Below are 13,832 nucleotides of genomic sequence, written 5' to 3' on the forward strand. Positions count from 1 at the left end.
ACTGATATGCGTCTTGAACACAAGGTGGCGTTGATCACCGGCGCCGGCCAGGGCATCGGCCGGGCCATTGCCCGGCATTATGCCCGTGAGGGCGCCCGCGTGGCGGTGGCCGATCTGAGCCTGGCCGGGGCCGAGCAAACCGCACTGGGCATTGTGGCCGAGGGTGGCGAAGCCATTGCCCTGCAAATGGATGTGACCGATGAGCAGGCGGTGAACGCCGGGGTCGAACGGCTGGTACGGCACTGGGGACGGCTCGACATCGCCCTTGCCAATGCCGGTATTCAGCATATAGCGCCGGTCCACAAGCTGGACTACGCTGACTGGCGCCGGGTCATGAATGTGCACCTCGACGGCGCCTTTTTGCTGACCCGTGCCGCCCTGGCGCAAATGTATGAAAACGGTGGCGGCGTCATGCTTTACATGGGCTCGGTGCACTCACTGGAGGCGTCGCCGCTCAAGGCGCCCTATGTGGCGGCCAAACACGGCATGCTGGGGCTGTGCCGCACCGTGGCCCGGGAAGGGGCGGACAGGGGCGTGCGCAGCAACATCATTTGCCCCGGCTTTGTGCGCACGCCTCTGGTGGAGAAACAAATACCCGAGCAGGCGCGGGAGCTGGGCATGAGCGAGGAAGAAGTGGTACGCAATGTCATGCTTAAACACACCGTGGACGGCGAGTTCACCACCCTGGACGACGTGTCCGAAGTGGCGGTGCACCTGGCGGCGTTTCCGTCGGCGGCACTGACCGGCCAGTCGGTGGTGGTCAGCCACGGCTGGCACATTCAATAGGAGGTTTCCATGCAGCAACACCAGGTACTCTGGACGCCCACGTCGTTCCAGCGTGAGCACAGCCAAATGACGCGTTACATCGGTTGGCTGGAAAGCCGGGGCCTCGGCAGTTTTGCCGACTACGCCGGCCTGCATGCCTGGTCTGTTACCGAGCCCGAGGCCTTCTGGCAGTCGGTCTGGGATTTTTGCGAGCTGCATTGTGACACTCCGGCGGAGCGGGTGCTGGGGCGGCGCGACATGCCGGGGGCCGAGTGGTTTCCCGGTATGCGCATGAACTTCGCCGGCAACCTGTTACGCCATGGCCGCGGCCCGCTGGCCGATCACGACGCCGTGGTATGCCATGGCGAGGCCGGCAAGGCCGTTCGTTACAGTTTTGCCCGTTTGTTTCGGGACGTGGGTGCGCTGGAAGCCTGGCTGCGAGCCCGGGGAGTGCAGTGCGGCGATCGAGTGGCCGGCGTGGTGACCCATGGCTACGAGGCGCTGGTGGCCATGCTGGCGGCCACCAGCATGGGCGCGGTGTGGAGCTCGGCGTCGCCGGACTTCGGCGCCGATGCCATTATTGACCGTTTTGGCCAGATAAGCCCCAGCGTGCTGGTGCTGGCCAATGGCTACCGCTATGGCGGCCGGGACTACGACCGGCGTGAGGAGTTTGCCCGTGTGGTGCAGGGGTTGCCGGGGCTGCGTGCGGTGCTCGACATTCCCGTGCTGCCGGGGCTGGGGGAGCAGACCGGGCCGGCCGTGACCTGCTGGTCCCGGGCCCTGGCCGAGGGGCGGGGCCACGAGCCGTCCTTTACGCCGCTGCCCGCCGATCATCCGGTGTACATACTGTTTTCATCCGGTACCACGGGCCGGCCCAAGTGTATTGTGCACGGTGCCGCCGGCATTCTGGTCAATCATGCCAAGGAGCTGGTGCTGCACGGCGACATGGGGCCCGGAGACCGGCTGATGTATTACACCACCTGCGGCTGGATGATGTGGAACTGGCAGGCGTCGGCGCTGCAGGCCGGGGTGACCCTGATCACCGTGGACGGCGCCGTGTCCCACCCGGACCTAAACCGGTTGTGGGCGCTGGCGGAGCAGGAAAAGGTGACCCATTTCGGCACCAGTGCGCGCTTTCTGGCGGAGTGCCGCAAGGCCGGCCTGCAACCGGGTCAGCGTTTTGCGCTGGACTCACTTCGACTGTTGTTTTCCACCGGCTCGCCATTGCTGCCGGAAGACTACGACTGGGTCTATGGCACCCTGCCGGAGCAGGTGCTGCTGGGCTCCGTAGCCGGTGGTACCGACATTTGCGGCTGTTTCGTGGGCTGTTGCCCGCTGCTGCCGGTGCGTCGGGGCGAGATCCAGTGCCGGTTTCTGGGGGTGGATGCGGTGGCCGTGGACGAACAAGGGCGGGAAACCGCCGGTCGGGGCGAGCTGGTGTGCCGGCAGCCGCTGCCGTCCATGCCCGTGGGCTTCTGGCAGGATGACGACGGCCAGCGTTACCGAGCCGCCTATTTCGATACCTTTCCCGGCGTCTGGGCCCACGGCGATTATGTGGCCTTTACCGAGCAGGGCGGAGCCATCATCTACGGCCGCTCCGACACCACCCTCAACCCGGGGGGCGTGCGTATCGGCACCGCCGAGATTTATCGCCAGGTGGAGCTGGATCCCAATATTCGGGACAGCCTGGTGGTGGGTCGCCGCATCGACGGCGACGTGGAAGTGGTGTTGCTGGTGGTGGCAAACGGGGAGCTGAGCCAGGATCAGTGCAGCCTGTTGCGTCAGCGCATTCGCACCGGTGCCAGCCCCCGGCACATGCCCCGCCATATTTTACAGGTGCCGGAGATCCCCTACACCCGCAGTGGCAAAAAGGTGGAGCTGGCGGTGGCCCGGCTGCTCAACGGCGAGGGCCGAAGCGACAACAAGGACGCCCTGGCCAATCCCCAGGCGCTGGATGCCATTGCCGGCTGCCTGCAAACAGCCGGCCTGCTCAAGCCCTGATAAAACCGCGCTGCCGGCTAGCGCAGTTGACTGTCTTTACTGGCGCGGCGGTTAATACCGCTGCTTTGGCGGCGCCTTTCTTCCTTACCCTGGCATTCAATGCACAGCCGTACCCCCGGCACCGCCTGGCGGCGCGCCTCGGGAATGGGGGCATCGCATTCCTCGCAGTGGCTCAGGCTGTCGCCACCGCCGAGCCGGCTTCTGGCATCCTGCACCGCGTCTTCGACGCTGGCGTCAATCTGATCCTGCACGGCGCCGTCCCGCGACCATCCTCCTGCCATGGTGTTCTCCCTTGGTGTGTTGATGCCCACCATGGTGGCACCTGATGGCAAACCGCGCTGTGCGCCCGCCGGCAAAACCGTTTATTGGGCGGCGTTACCCTGCCAGCAGAAAAAGCCCGACTCCTTGCCCAGAATGGTGAGGGACTGATGGTGATCACAGGCCCGCCCGGCCAGGCCGACACACAGGTGAAGGGGCAGCAGATGCTCTTCCCGCGGGTGACAGAAGCGGGCGTGGGGAGCTTGCTCCCAGTGCCGCAGGCGCTGCCGGCGCTCGGCCTCGCTCAGGCCGGCATCGCTGCAGGTTTGGGTCAGCCATTGTTCAAAGGCGTGGTTTTTCTCGTTCGCCTCGGGGCGCTCGGTAAAAAACTCGCGCATATTGTGAAACGAAAAGCCGGAGCCAATCACCAGCAGGCGCTGACCTTCTAGGGCGCGCAGGGCCTCGCCCATGGCCAGGTGAAAGCCGGCGTCGAGGTGGCTGGCCAGCGACAGTTGCACACAGGGAATATCGGCGTCGGGATACATGATCTTCAGGGGCACGAACATGCCGTGATCAAATCCCCGCCGGGCGTCCTGTCGGCAGGGCAGGCCGGCCTTTATCAGCGCCTGCTGAACCCGCGTCGCCAGTGCCGGCTCGCCGGGGCAGGGGTACTCGATGGCATAGGATTCGGGGGGAAAGCCGTAATAGTCGTAAATCAGTCCGGGGGTGGCGCCGGCGGTAACGGTGGGTTCGTCTTCTTCCCAATGGGCGCTTACCAGCAAAATGGCGTCGGGCCGGCGCAGCCGCCCGGCCAGTTTGCTAAGTCCGGCCACCATGTCGGCATGGCCCGGGTCACCCAGCAGCGGCAGCGGGCCGCCGCCATGGGAAATAAACACAATATCAAGGGATGAGTTCATGGGGTATTCCTGAAAAAAGCAGGCCGCGGTGAGGCGGCCTGCGGGGGCTGGAGGAATTCAGGCCGTGGCCGGCTTGGCGATATCCAGCCGTGTCAGCAGCCAGTTATCCAGGGCCAGGCGGCCGCCACCCTGTATGGCCAGGGCCGCACTTACCGCAAACAGGGTAAGGGCATATTCATAACCGTTGTTGGCCATAAACAGGCCGTTGTCGATATGCACGCTGAACAGGGCCACCAGCATGGTAACGGCACTGACCAGGGCCGCCGGTCGGGTCAGCAGACCCAGCAGCAGGGCTAGGCCGCCAAAGAACTCGGCGCTGCCGGCGAGCAGGGCCATCAGGTAGCCGGGCCCCAGGCCAATACTGGCCATCCATTGGCCGGTGCCTTCCAGGCCGTAGCCGCCAAACCAGCCAAACAGTTTTTGGGCGCCGTGGGCGGCGAGAATGATGCCGGTGGGCACACGCAGGGTCAGGGCCGCCAGGCCGGCATGGGATTCAAGCAGGGATTGAGTAAAACGGGTCATGATGACGTCTCCTTCAAGTGATGATGGAGTTACTTTACTTTCGTCACTGCATTGGTTAAATGCCATTATTGTTGTTTAATTATAAACGTTACGTTGTTTATAAGGTTTTCGGGAGGCCTCGTGGATCGCATCGATATTATGCGTGCCTTTGTCACCGTGGTGGCGGAAGGCAGTTTTACTCAGGCCGCGGACCGGCTGGCGCTGTCTCCCCAACTGGTCAGTAAATACGTGGCCCGGCTGGAACAGCGGCTGGGCACCAGGCTGCTGAACCGTACCACCCGCAAGGTGCATGCCACCGAGGAAGGGGTACGCTACGCCGAGCGGGCTCGGCAGTTGCTGCACGACATTGACGAGCTGGAGCTGGGCCTGGGTGATGCACACCGCCAGGCCCAGGGCCGGTTGCGGGTGAGTGCGCCGGTGTCGTTTGCCACTCGGCACCTGGCGCTGCTGTTGTGCGATTTTCAGCAGGCCCATGGCCATGTCAGCGTGGATTTGCAGCTCAATGACCGCAAGGTGGATATTGTGGAAGAGGGCTTTGACGTGGCCCTGCGCATCGGCCATCTCAAGAGCTCGTCACTGATCGCCCGGCGCATTGCGCCCATACGGCTGGTGATCTGCGCCGCCCCCGAATACCTGGAGCGCCACGGCACACCCGGCCGGCCCGAGGAGCTCAAGCAGCATCGCTGCCTGCACTACAGCTACATGGAACACGATGTGGGCCTGCCCGGAGACGGGGCGCTCAGCTGTAACAATGGCGACGTCCTGGTGGAAGCCGCCATTCGCGGCGCCGGCATCGTTATTCAGCCCACCTTTATCGCCGGCCCCGCCATTGCCGACGGCCGGCTGCGTGTGATCCTGCCCGAGCATGCTCCTGCGCCCATGGCGCTTTATGCGGTGTATGCCCACCGCACCCTGCTGCCGGGCAAGATACGCAGTTTTGTCGACTTTATGGATGGCTACTTTGGCGATCCACCCGGGTGGGACGACTTTGCCCAGCATTGAGGATTTATATCTTGTGTCCTTCAGAAACGCTCGGTTGCGTGAGTGGCGCCGTTATATTTTCTTGTGGGTGTTGGGAAGCAACGCCGTCATCAATCCCAGCAGCGGCAGGAACGACGTCAGGGAGTAAACCCAAATGATGCCGTGTTCATCGGCCAGTTGTCCCAGCCCTGCCGCGCCCAGGCCGCCAATACCAAACATCAGGCCAAACATCAGCCCCGACACCAAGCCTACACGTCCCGGCACCGCCTCCTGGGCATAGACCACCAGGGCCGCGAAAGCCGAAGACATCACCAGGCCGATGGTGCTGGCGAAAATGGCGGTCCAGAACAGGTTTGCATAAGGCAGGGCCAGGGCAAACGGAACCACCCCGAGGAACGATGTCCAAATCACGGCTTTTCTGCCAATGCGATCACCAACCGGTCCGCCGGCAAAGGTGCCGATGGCCACGGATGCCAGGAACAGAAACAGGAACAGCTGGCTTTGCTGCACGCCGAGCGTGAACCGCTCCATCAAATAGAAGGTAAAGTAGTTGGTGAACGACGCGATATAAACAAACTTGGCGAACATCAAGACGCAAATGACGGCAATAGCCTGAACCATGGCGGAGCGGCTCAGCCCTTGCTGTTGGCGGTGATCCCACTTTTTCAACTGAGCGTGTCCGTGCGTGAGGGTCCAGCGGGTCAGCCGAAACAGAATGCAGACGGCCAGCAAGGCCGCGATTGTGAACCAGGCCACGGCCGGCTGCCCGTATGGGATCACGATGGCCGCGGTGAGCAAGGGGCCTATCGCCGAGCCGGTGTTGCCGCCGACCTGAAAGGTCGACTGGGCGGTACCGAAGCGACCGCCAGATGCCATTCGCGCCACTCGCGAGGCTTCCGGGTGAAAGGTGGCCGAGCCAATCCCGATCACGGCGGACGCGACAAGCAACATGGGGTAGCTCGCGGCGCACGCCAGCAGCACAATGCCCAGCAAGGTCATCAGCATGCCGAAAGGCAGCAGATAGGGCACGGGGCGCTTGTCGGTATAAAGCCCCACCCAGGGCTGGAGGAGGGAAGCCGTTGCCTGGTAAACCAGGGCAATCATGCCTATTTCACCGAAGCTGAGTGAAAACTGCGTTTTCAGCATTGGAAAAATGGCCGGCAGCATTGCCTGGATCAGATCGTTCAGCAAATGAGCCAGCGCGGCTGCCCCCACAATGCGAGCGTAGAAGGTGCCCCGGGTTTTATCGGTACGAGGTGCAACGGCAGAGGAGGCGCTGTTGTTGAGTGCGGTGGCATCGGTCGTCATTGGGGGTTCCGGAATCAATGGCTGATTGACACCGAGTATAAGCGGAGTAACGTTGGCGTTATCACGTCAATCTGCCACTTCTTGTAGAGTTTCTGCCATGACGAGTCGAGTTCTGAACGATCACAAAGACTTTCATGACATTCCGCGCCGGCTGGTGGCCATGGAGAATCATTGGCCGTCCCATGCGTCTACGGGATGGCACTCCCACCCCAGAGGACAGCTCCTTTATGCCATCAAGGGCGTGATGCTGGTTCAGTCTGACGCGGGGGCCTGGGTTGTGCCTCCCAACCGGGCACTCTGGATGGTGGCGGGGCTGCATCACAACGTCACCATGTCCGGTGATGTGGAGATGCGCACGGCCTACATTGAGGGCGAGGTGATCCCTGACCTGTCCGAGCAGGCCTGTGTGATCAACGTTTCCCCCCTGTTGAGGGAGCTGCTGGTGGAGGCGGTCAGAATTCCTCTGGATAGTGAGCCGAGCGCCAGAGACGAGAGGATTATCGGTTTGCTTATCGACGAGCTGAAGGTGTCCAGCACGGTGGCCCTGCATTTGCCCATTCCCGCCGATCCAAGGCTCAAAAAAATCTGTGATGCACTGATCGAACAGCCGGCCAGCCAGGCAGGTGCGGCAGACTGGGCCAAAGCGGCCGGGCTGGGGGAGCGTACCCTTCACCGGCTTTTTTCCAGGGAAACCGGAATGACCTTCTCACAATGGCGTGAGCAGGCCAGGTTGCTGTCGGCACTCAAAGATATTGCCGCCGGAAAGAAAGGCATCGAGGTTGCGCTTAATTGCGGATATTCAAGTCAGAGTGCCTTTTCCGCGATGTTTCGTCGCCATTTTGGCACGGCGCCTTCCACCTTCTATCGCTAGGGTCGTGTTCGGCCGGCAACCCTCTTCCTGCACACCAGAAAAACACGACGGCCCTCATGCAGGGCCGCCGTGCCGGTTCCTATTACGCCTCTACGGCGTCCAGCGTGTCGGCGAGCAGCTCCAACCGGTCCTGACCCCAGAATTGCTCGTTATCCAGCACCCAGGAAGGGGCGCCGAGAATGCCCTGACCGAGCGCATCGTCGGTATTGCGGTCGTATTGCTGTTCGGTAGCAGGTGAACGGGCGGCTTTGAGCAGGGCGTCGGCATCCAGTTTTAAGTCAACAAGAATGGCGGTAATGACGCTGGCATCGGCAATGTCTTTTTCTTCGGCCCAGCAGGCCGCCAGCACGCGCGCCAGGAACTCACCGGGATGATGCCCGGCCTGTTGCAGGGCAATGACGCAACGGTCGGCCAGCGACGGATCCGTTGGAAAATGCGCCGGTTGCAGGTTGACCGGCAGGCCGCGTTTCTTTGCCCAGCGTTCGATTTCAAGCAAGCGGTACCGCTGGCGACACTGAGGGCGTTCGGCCAGCGGGACGGCCCCGGAGTTGGCAAACACGCGAGGCAGCCTCACCGGTTTGAAGTTGACCTGTGCCTGCCCGGCGATATCGAGAAAGGTGCGATGACCCAGATAGGTAAAGGGGGAAATGCTGGTGAAGTAGTAGTCGATGGTGGTTGTCATTGCTTCCTGCTCCTGAATTGAGCGTGGCCTTGCCACGGTAAAGGGGATTTTGTCGGTCGGGTATCGCTGTGAGTGTAAACCCGGCGGCCGAATGTCACTTGATGTCGATGACGGTAACCGGTTTTGAACGGTCGTTCAAGCATTCATGTGAATGCAATGCGATAGCATAAAAAAACGGGCCAGCCGGCCCGTTAGGTATGAATTCAGGAGCAAGTTGCCGGGGCTCAGCCCAGCTTGCGGGCCGGTTGGCCGGTGCGCTGGCGCTGTTGCCAGTGTTGGTCCATGCCCACGTCCGCCTGTGAGGGAGACAGCGGTGCCTTGCCCTTGATCAGATCCGCGGCCCGCTCCGCCACCATGATGGTGGGAGAGTTCAGGTTGCCGTTGGGAATGGTGGGGAAGATGGACGAGTCCACCACCCGCAGGCCGGCAATGCCGCGCACTTTGGCTTCCGGGTCGACCACAGCCATGTCGTCGGTGCCCATGGGGCAGGTGCAGGACGGGTGATAGGCGCTTTCCACCGCCTGGCGCACAAAGGCGTCAATTTCCTCATCGGTGCGAATGTGCTCGCCGGGCTGAATCTCTTCCGAGCGGTAGGGATCCATCGCCGGCTGGTTGATGATCTCTCGGGTCAGGCGCACACAGGCGCGAAAGCCTTCCCGGTCGTCTTCGTGCTCCAGGTAGTTGAAGCGAATGGTGGGAGCGGCCTTGGGATCGGCGCTGGCCACCTTCACATAGCCCCGGCTTTTCGGCTTGTTGTGGCCGATATGCACCTGAAAGCCGTGGCCGGAAAAGGCTTCACGGCCGTCATAGCGCATGGCGGCGGGCAGGAAGTGATACTGCAGATCCGGCCATTCCACCCCGGCCTTGGAGCGAATAAAGCCGCAGGACTCAAAGTGGTTGGTGGCACCCAGGCCGTCCTTGTTCAGGATCCAGCGAGTGCCGATCTTGAACTTGTTCCACGGGTCGAGCTTGCCGTTGAGGGAGATGGGCTCCTTGCAGCGGAACTGAAAATAGAACTCCAGGTGATCCTGCAGGTTTTCACCCACGCCGGGCAGCTCGTGCCGCACCTCGATGCCGGCCGCTTCCAGGGTGTCTTTGGCACCGATGCCGGACAGTTGCAGCAGGTGTGGCGAGCCGATGGAGCCGGCGCTGAGGATCACCTCCTTGTTCACCCGCACGTCCTGGACCTGGCCCTTGCGTTCAAAGCGCACGCCTACCGCCTGCTTGCCTTCCAGCAGCACCTTGTGCACCAGGGCATGGGTGATCACGGTGAGGTTGGGCCGGCTCATGGCCGGGCGCAGATAGGCATTGGCGGTGGACCAGCGGCGGCCGTTCTTTACCGTCATGTGCATGGGGCCAAAGCCTTCCTGCTGGCGGCCGTTGTAGTCGGGAGTATGCAGGTAACCTGCTTCCACTCCGGCATCCACAAAGGCCTGGTACAGGGGGTTTTGCATGTTGTTGCCGTTGTTTACCCCCAGCGGGCCCTGATCGCCACGGTAGTCGTCGCCGCCAAAGGCCCAGGTTTCGGCCTTTTTGAAGTAGGGCAGGCAGTGGGCATAGTCCCAGCCTTCGGCGCCGTGCTCCTGCCACTCGTCAAAGTCGCGGGCATGACCACGCACATAGACCATGCCGTTGATGGAGGACGAGCCGCCCAGCACCTTGCCCCGCGGGCAGTGCATGCTGCGGTTGTCGAGAAAGGGCTCGGGCTCGGTGTGAAACTGCCAGGCGTACTTCTCGGTGTTCATGGGAATGGACAGCGCCGTGGGCATCTGAATAAAGATGCTTTTGTCGCTGCCGCCGGTTTCCAGCAGCAGCACTCGAGTGGTGCCGTCTTCGGTCAGCCGGTTGGCCAGCACGCAACCGGCGGAGCCGGCGCCCACGATGATGTAGTCAAATTCGTTGCTCATGGTGTTCCTCGTCATCGCCGGTTAAAACGGGCTTTCCAGCTTGTTCATGCCCACATACACCGACTTCAGCTGGGTGTAGTGGTGCAGGGTGACCAGGCCGTTTTCCCGGCCGATGCCGGACAGCTTGTAACCGCCCACCGGCATTTCGGCGGGGGAAGCGCCGTAGGCGTTAATCCAGCAGATGCCGGCCTGCAGCTTGTGAATGACCCGGTGGCCCCGGCGCAGATCATTGGTGAACACGCCGGCGGCCAGACCGGTGTCGGTGTCGTTGGCGCGGGCGATCACCTCATGCTCGTCTTCAAAGGTCAGCACCGACATCACCGGGCCGAAGATTTCTTCCCGGCAGATGGTCATGTCGTCACGGCAGTCGGTGAAAATGGTGGGGGCCACAAAATAGCCGTTGGGGGCCGAGGCCGGACGCAGCGCCTCACCGCCACAGGCCAGGGTGGCGCCTTCCTCAATGCCCTTGCGAATGTAGCCCAGCACCTTTTCATGGTGGCCCTTGGAGATCAGGGCGCCGAAGTTGGTGGCGGGATCCATGGGGTCGCCGGCCACAATGTTGTTGCGGGTGCGCTCCAGCAGCCGCGCCATAAAGTCTGAGTAAATGTGCTTGTGCACAAACACCCGAGTGCCGTTGGTGCAGATTTCGCCCTGGGTGTAGAAGTTGCCCAGCATGGCGGCGGACACGGCGTCGTCGAGATCGGCATCGTCAAAGATGATCAGCGGTGACTTGCCGCCCAACTCCATGGTCACGTCCTTCAGGCTGCTGGCGGCGGCGGCCATGACCTTCTTGCCGGTGCCCACTTCGCCGGTAAACGACACCTTGGCAATGTTCGGATTGCCGGTGAGCCAGGCGCCCACGGCACCGTCGCCCTGCACCACGTTGAATACACCGGCGGGCACGCCGGCCTCAATGAAGATCTCGGCCAGCTTGAGGGCGCCCAGCGGCGTTTCTTCCGAGGGCTTGAAGATCATGGCGTTGCCGCAGGCCAGGGCCGGAGCAGACTTCCAGCAGGCGATCTGCAGTGGATAGTTCCAGGCGCCAATGCCGGCGCAAATGCCCAGGGGCTCACGGCGGGTGTAGTAGAAGTCGCCGCCCAGATCCTGCTGGTTGCCCTCGATAGAAGGCGCCAGGCCGGCGAAAAATTCAATGCTGTCGGCACCGGTGACCACGTCGACCACGGACGCTTCCTGCCAGGGCTTGCCGGTGTCCAGCACCTCGATGCGGGCCAGCTCGTCATTGCGTTCACGCAGCAGCGCCACGGCACGCAGCAAAATGCGACTGCGCTCCATGCCGGTCATGGCCGACCATTGTTCAAAGCCGCGTTGCGCCGAGTCGATGGCCAGCGCCTTGATATGGTCGTCGGCCACTTCCACTTCATAAATGGCCTCGCCGGTGGCCGGGTTGACCACGGTAAAGGTCTCGCCACTGTGGTTGGCCACATAGCGGCCGTCTACAAAGTTCTGGTGTCTGGTCAATGACATGGGGTTACTCCATGGTGCTGTAGCAAATCGGTGATAAAGGCCTTGCACAGTTGCTCGCCGTCGCGGAAATCCTGCTCGGGACTGGCACTGAGGGCACTGCGCAGCCAGAAGCCGTCGATCATGGCGGCGGTCTGGCGGGCGGCAATGCGGCCAGGCTCCGCACCCAGCAGGGGACGGAACGAATAGGTCAGGTTGCTGATCAGCCGCTGGCTGTTCACCTGCTGTAGCCGTGCCAGGCTCGGGTCGTGCATGGCCTGGGCCCAGAAGCTCAGCCACGACTTGGTGGCCGGCCGTGAACGCTGAAACTCGGTGAAGTTGGCTTCCACTATCATCATCAACCGCTGTTGCGGGCTGGTGGGGCCGCCATCGGTACGGGACAGCAGCGCCTGCTTGAGCTCGTCCAGCAACTGGCGTACGGTGGCTTCAATCAGCCCCTGCTTGCCGCCGAAATAATGGCTGATAATGCCGGACGACATGCCGGCCAGCCGGCTGATACTGTTGATGGTGGTGTTCTGCAGGCCGTACTCGGCCACCGACGCCAGGGTGGCGTCGATCAGCTGTTTCCTGCGAGTATCTTTTATTCCGGTAATGGGCATGGCTTTTTCTTAATTGAACGTTCAATAAAAATAAGGTTAGGGGTTTTGACGCCGATGATCAAGGGGACTCGGCACGGAATTCCCCCCATGTCTTGTTTTGGCAAATCGGTGTCTTAATCAGCAATGTGGCCAAATGCATTCGGCAGTCTACTGGGAGCCGGCCTGTGAACCAGATGTTGCCGCAGGCCGGGTGCGCTCATTGGTGAGCGCGACACTCGTCAAGAACAAGGATGCTGAATATGTGCGCAATACACGGTAACAGAGGGGTGGTCTACACCGGGCCGGGCAAAGTCGAAGTACAGTCCATTGCCTTTCCCGAACTGTCTCTGGGCAACCGGGCCTGCCATCACGGCGTTATTCTCAAGGTGGTGTCCACCAACATCTGCGGCAGCGACCAGCACATGGTGCGCGGGCGCACCACGGCGCCTTCCGGCCTGGTGCTGGGCCACGAAATCACCGGCCAGATCATCGAGTGCGGCCGCGACGTGGAATTCCTCAAGGTCGGCGACATTGTCTCTGTGCCCTTCAACATTGCCTGCGGCCGCTGCCGCAACTGTAAGGAAGGCAAGACCGGCATCTGCCTGAACGTGAACCCCGCCCGTCCCGGTGCCGCCTACGGCTATGTGGACATGGGCGGCTGGGTCGGCGGCCAGTCCGAATACGTGATGGTGCCCTACGCCGACTTTAACCTGCTGAAGTTCCCGGATCCGAATCAGGCGCTGGAAAAGATTCGCGACCTCACCCTGTTGTCCGACATTTTCCCCACCGGCTTCCACGGCTGCGTGACCGCTGGCGTGGGTCCGGGCTCCACCGTTTACATTGCCGGTGCCGGCCCCGTGGGCCTGGCGGCCGCCGCTTCGGCCCAATTGCTGGGCGCGGCCTGCGTGATCGTGGGCGACATGAATCCGGAACGTCTGGCCCAGGCCCGCAGCTTTGGTTGTGAGACCATCGACCTGCGTGAAGACGGCTCCATGGAAGACAAGCTGGAAGTCATTCTGGGCGAGCGGGAAGTGGATGCCTTTGTGGACTGCGTGGGCTTTGAGGCTCATGCCTGCGGCTGCAACCACGGCAAGGAGGCGCCGGCCACCGTGCTCAACTCCGCCATGCAGGTGACCCGCGCCGGCGGCCAGATTGGCATTCCCGGCCTGTACGTGACCGAAGATCCGGGCGCGGTAGACGAGGCGGCACGGGAAGGGGCACTGAGCATGCGCTTCGGCCTGGGCTGGGCCAAGTCCCACTCCTTCCACACCGGTCAGTGTCCGGTAATGAAGTATCACCGCCCGCTGATGCAGGCCATCCTGTTCGACAAGGTGCAGATCGCCAAGGCCGTGAACGTGCAGGTGATTTCCCTGGATCAGGCGGTGCAGGGCTATGCCGACTTTGACGGCGGCGTGGCCAAGAAATTTGTGATCGACCCCCATGGCATGGTGGCCTGACAACAGATAGGGTGAACCCTGCACCCTCAATAAGGGCGTGCAGGGTTGTCACCACGCCCGGCCAGGAGCGGCCGGGCCTTACGCACTGTAAATGGCGGTGGTT

Annotated in this window: 13 protein-coding genes; 5 read left to right on the top strand and 8 right to left on the bottom strand. The window is 62.3% G+C overall.

What is annotated here, in order from left to right; genetic code table 11:
* Window positions 1–6 precede the first annotated feature (6 nt).
* Both OJHNALOF_RS07385 and OJHNALOF_RS07390 read left to right on the top strand, forming a co-directional pair.
* Complete coding sequence (locus OJHNALOF_RS07385) at window positions 7–786, top strand: 3-hydroxybutyrate dehydrogenase (RefSeq protein ID WP_165661618.1); 780 nt, start codon at window positions 7–9, stop codon at window positions 784–786.
* A 9-nt stretch (window positions 787–795) separates the two neighbouring features.
* Window positions 796–2,766 carry an acetoacetate--CoA ligase gene (locus OJHNALOF_RS07390; RefSeq protein ID WP_165661619.1) on the top strand — a complete coding sequence of 657 codons (1,971 nt, stop codon included), beginning with the start codon at window positions 796–798 and terminating at the stop codon, window positions 2,764–2,766.
* A 17-nt stretch (window positions 2,767–2,783) separates the two neighbouring features.
* Here the strand turns inward: OJHNALOF_RS07390 and OJHNALOF_RS07395 are convergent, their stop codons facing one another.
* The 3 genes from OJHNALOF_RS07395 to OJHNALOF_RS07405 all read right to left on the bottom strand — a co-directional run bounded on the left by OJHNALOF_RS07395 (window position 2,784) and on the right by OJHNALOF_RS07405 (window position 4,463).
* Entirely contained in the window at window positions 2,784–3,047 is a 264-nt protein-coding gene (locus OJHNALOF_RS07395; protein ID WP_094199710.1) for a DksA/TraR family C4-type zinc finger protein, read from the bottom strand.
* Window positions 3,048–3,128: 81 nt separating this feature from the next.
* Window positions 3,129–3,941, bottom strand: coding sequence for a class III extradiol ring-cleavage dioxygenase (locus tag OJHNALOF_RS07400; RefSeq protein ID WP_165661620.1), 813 nt, complete (start codon window positions 3,939–3,941; stop codon window positions 3,129–3,131).
* Window positions 3,942–3,998: 57 nt separating this feature from the next.
* Window positions 3,999–4,463 carry a DoxX family protein gene (locus OJHNALOF_RS07405; RefSeq protein WP_165661621.1) on the bottom strand — a complete coding sequence of 155 codons (465 nt, stop codon included), beginning with the start codon at window positions 4,461–4,463 and terminating at the stop codon, window positions 3,999–4,001.
* Between the two features lie 120 nt (window positions 4,464–4,583).
* On the opposite strand from OJHNALOF_RS07405, the gene OJHNALOF_RS07410 reads away from it, so the two are divergent.
* Window positions 4,584–5,465, top strand: a complete 882-nt coding sequence (locus OJHNALOF_RS07410) for a LysR family transcriptional regulator (RefSeq protein ID WP_165661622.1) — start codon at window positions 4,584–4,586, stop codon at window positions 5,463–5,465.
* A 51-nt stretch (window positions 5,466–5,516) separates the two neighbouring features.
* Here the strand turns inward: OJHNALOF_RS07410 and OJHNALOF_RS07415 are convergent, their stop codons facing one another.
* Window positions 5,517–6,752, bottom strand: coding sequence for an MFS transporter (locus OJHNALOF_RS07415; RefSeq protein WP_094199706.1), 1,236 nt, complete (start codon window positions 6,750–6,752; stop codon window positions 5,517–5,519).
* A 97-nt stretch (window positions 6,753–6,849) separates the two neighbouring features.
* Between OJHNALOF_RS07415 and OJHNALOF_RS07420 the strand changes: the two genes are divergently transcribed.
* Window positions 6,850–7,623 carry a helix-turn-helix transcriptional regulator gene (locus tag OJHNALOF_RS07420; RefSeq protein WP_165661623.1) on the top strand — a complete coding sequence of 258 codons (774 nt, stop codon included), beginning with the start codon at window positions 6,850–6,852 and terminating at the stop codon, window positions 7,621–7,623.
* An 82-nt stretch (window positions 7,624–7,705) separates the two neighbouring features.
* Here the strand turns inward: OJHNALOF_RS07420 and OJHNALOF_RS07425 are convergent, their stop codons facing one another.
* From OJHNALOF_RS07425 to betI, 4 genes are all read right to left on the bottom strand, one after another.
* The gene (locus OJHNALOF_RS07425) at window positions 7,706–8,305 is read right to left on the bottom strand and encodes a 2-hydroxychromene-2-carboxylate isomerase (protein ID WP_165661624.1); all 600 of its coding nucleotides are present in this window, start codon (window positions 8,303–8,305) and stop codon (window positions 7,706–7,708) included.
* Between the two features lie 224 nt (window positions 8,306–8,529).
* A complete protein-coding gene (gene betA, locus OJHNALOF_RS07430) occupies window positions 8,530–10,212 on the bottom strand; it encodes a choline dehydrogenase (protein WP_165661625.1) in 1,683 nt (560 codons plus the stop codon).
* A 21-nt stretch (window positions 10,213–10,233) separates the two neighbouring features.
* Window positions 10,234–11,697 (bottom strand): betaine-aldehyde dehydrogenase, encoded by a 1,464-nt coding sequence (gene betB / locus OJHNALOF_RS07435; protein WP_165661626.1) that lies wholly within the window; start codon window positions 11,695–11,697, stop codon window positions 10,234–10,236.
* Window positions 11,688–12,293, bottom strand: coding sequence for a transcriptional regulator BetI (gene betI, locus OJHNALOF_RS07440; protein WP_094199701.1), 606 nt, complete (start codon window positions 12,291–12,293; stop codon window positions 11,688–11,690). The genes betB and betI overlap by 10 nt, the downstream gene beginning before the upstream one ends.
* A gap of 248 nt (window positions 12,294–12,541) precedes the next feature.
* Here betI and fdhA point away from each other — a divergent pair, with 248 nt between their 5' ends.
* Complete coding sequence (fdhA, locus tag OJHNALOF_RS07445) at window positions 12,542–13,729, top strand: formaldehyde dehydrogenase, glutathione-independent (RefSeq protein WP_306763660.1); 1,188 nt, start codon at window positions 12,542–12,544, stop codon at window positions 13,727–13,729.
* Window positions 13,730–13,832 lie beyond the last annotated feature (103 nt).

This window comes from Oceanimonas sp. MB9 (assembly GCF_011319775.1).
Classification (GTDB): Bacteria; Pseudomonadota; Gammaproteobacteria; order Enterobacterales; family Aeromonadaceae; genus Oceanimonas; species Oceanimonas doudoroffii.

What these genes read in the sequence shown, in the direction of transcription:
- betA (WP_165661625.1), bottom strand. Translation starts at nt 10,212, where the DNA reads ATGAGCAACGAATTTGACTACATCATCGTGGGCGCCGGCTCCGCCGGT.
- OJHNALOF_RS07385 (WP_165661618.1), top strand. Translation starts at nt 7, where the DNA reads ATGCGTCTTGAACACAAGGTGGCGTTGATCACCGGCGCCGGCCAGGGC.
- OJHNALOF_RS07395 (WP_094199710.1), bottom strand. Translation starts at nt 3,047, where the DNA reads ATGGCAGGAGGATGGTCGCGGGACGGCGCCGTGCAGGATCAGATTGAC.
- OJHNALOF_RS07390 (WP_165661619.1), top strand. Translation starts at nt 796, where the DNA reads ATGCAGCAACACCAGGTACTCTGGACGCCCACGTCGTTCCAGCGTGAG.
- OJHNALOF_RS07420 (WP_165661623.1), top strand. Translation starts at nt 6,850, where the DNA reads ATGACGAGTCGAGTTCTGAACGATCACAAAGACTTTCATGACATTCCG.
- betI (WP_094199701.1), bottom strand. Translation starts at nt 12,293, where the DNA reads ATGCCCATTACCGGAATAAAAGATACTCGCAGGAAACAGCTGATCGAC.
- OJHNALOF_RS07400 (WP_165661620.1), bottom strand. Translation starts at nt 3,941, where the DNA reads ATGAACTCATCCCTTGATATTGTGTTTATTTCCCATGGCGGCGGCCCG.
- betB (WP_165661626.1), bottom strand. Translation starts at nt 11,697, where the DNA reads ATGTCATTGACCAGACACCAGAACTTTGTAGACGGCCGCTATGTGGCC.
- OJHNALOF_RS07405 (WP_165661621.1), bottom strand. Translation starts at nt 4,463, where the DNA reads ATGACCCGTTTTACTCAATCCCTGCTTGAATCCCATGCCGGCCTGGCG.
- OJHNALOF_RS07415 (WP_094199706.1), bottom strand. Translation starts at nt 6,752, where the DNA reads ATGACGACCGATGCCACCGCACTCAACAACAGCGCCTCCTCTGCCGTT.
- OJHNALOF_RS07425 (WP_165661624.1), bottom strand. Translation starts at nt 8,305, where the DNA reads ATGACAACCACCATCGACTACTACTTCACCAGCATTTCCCCCTTTACC.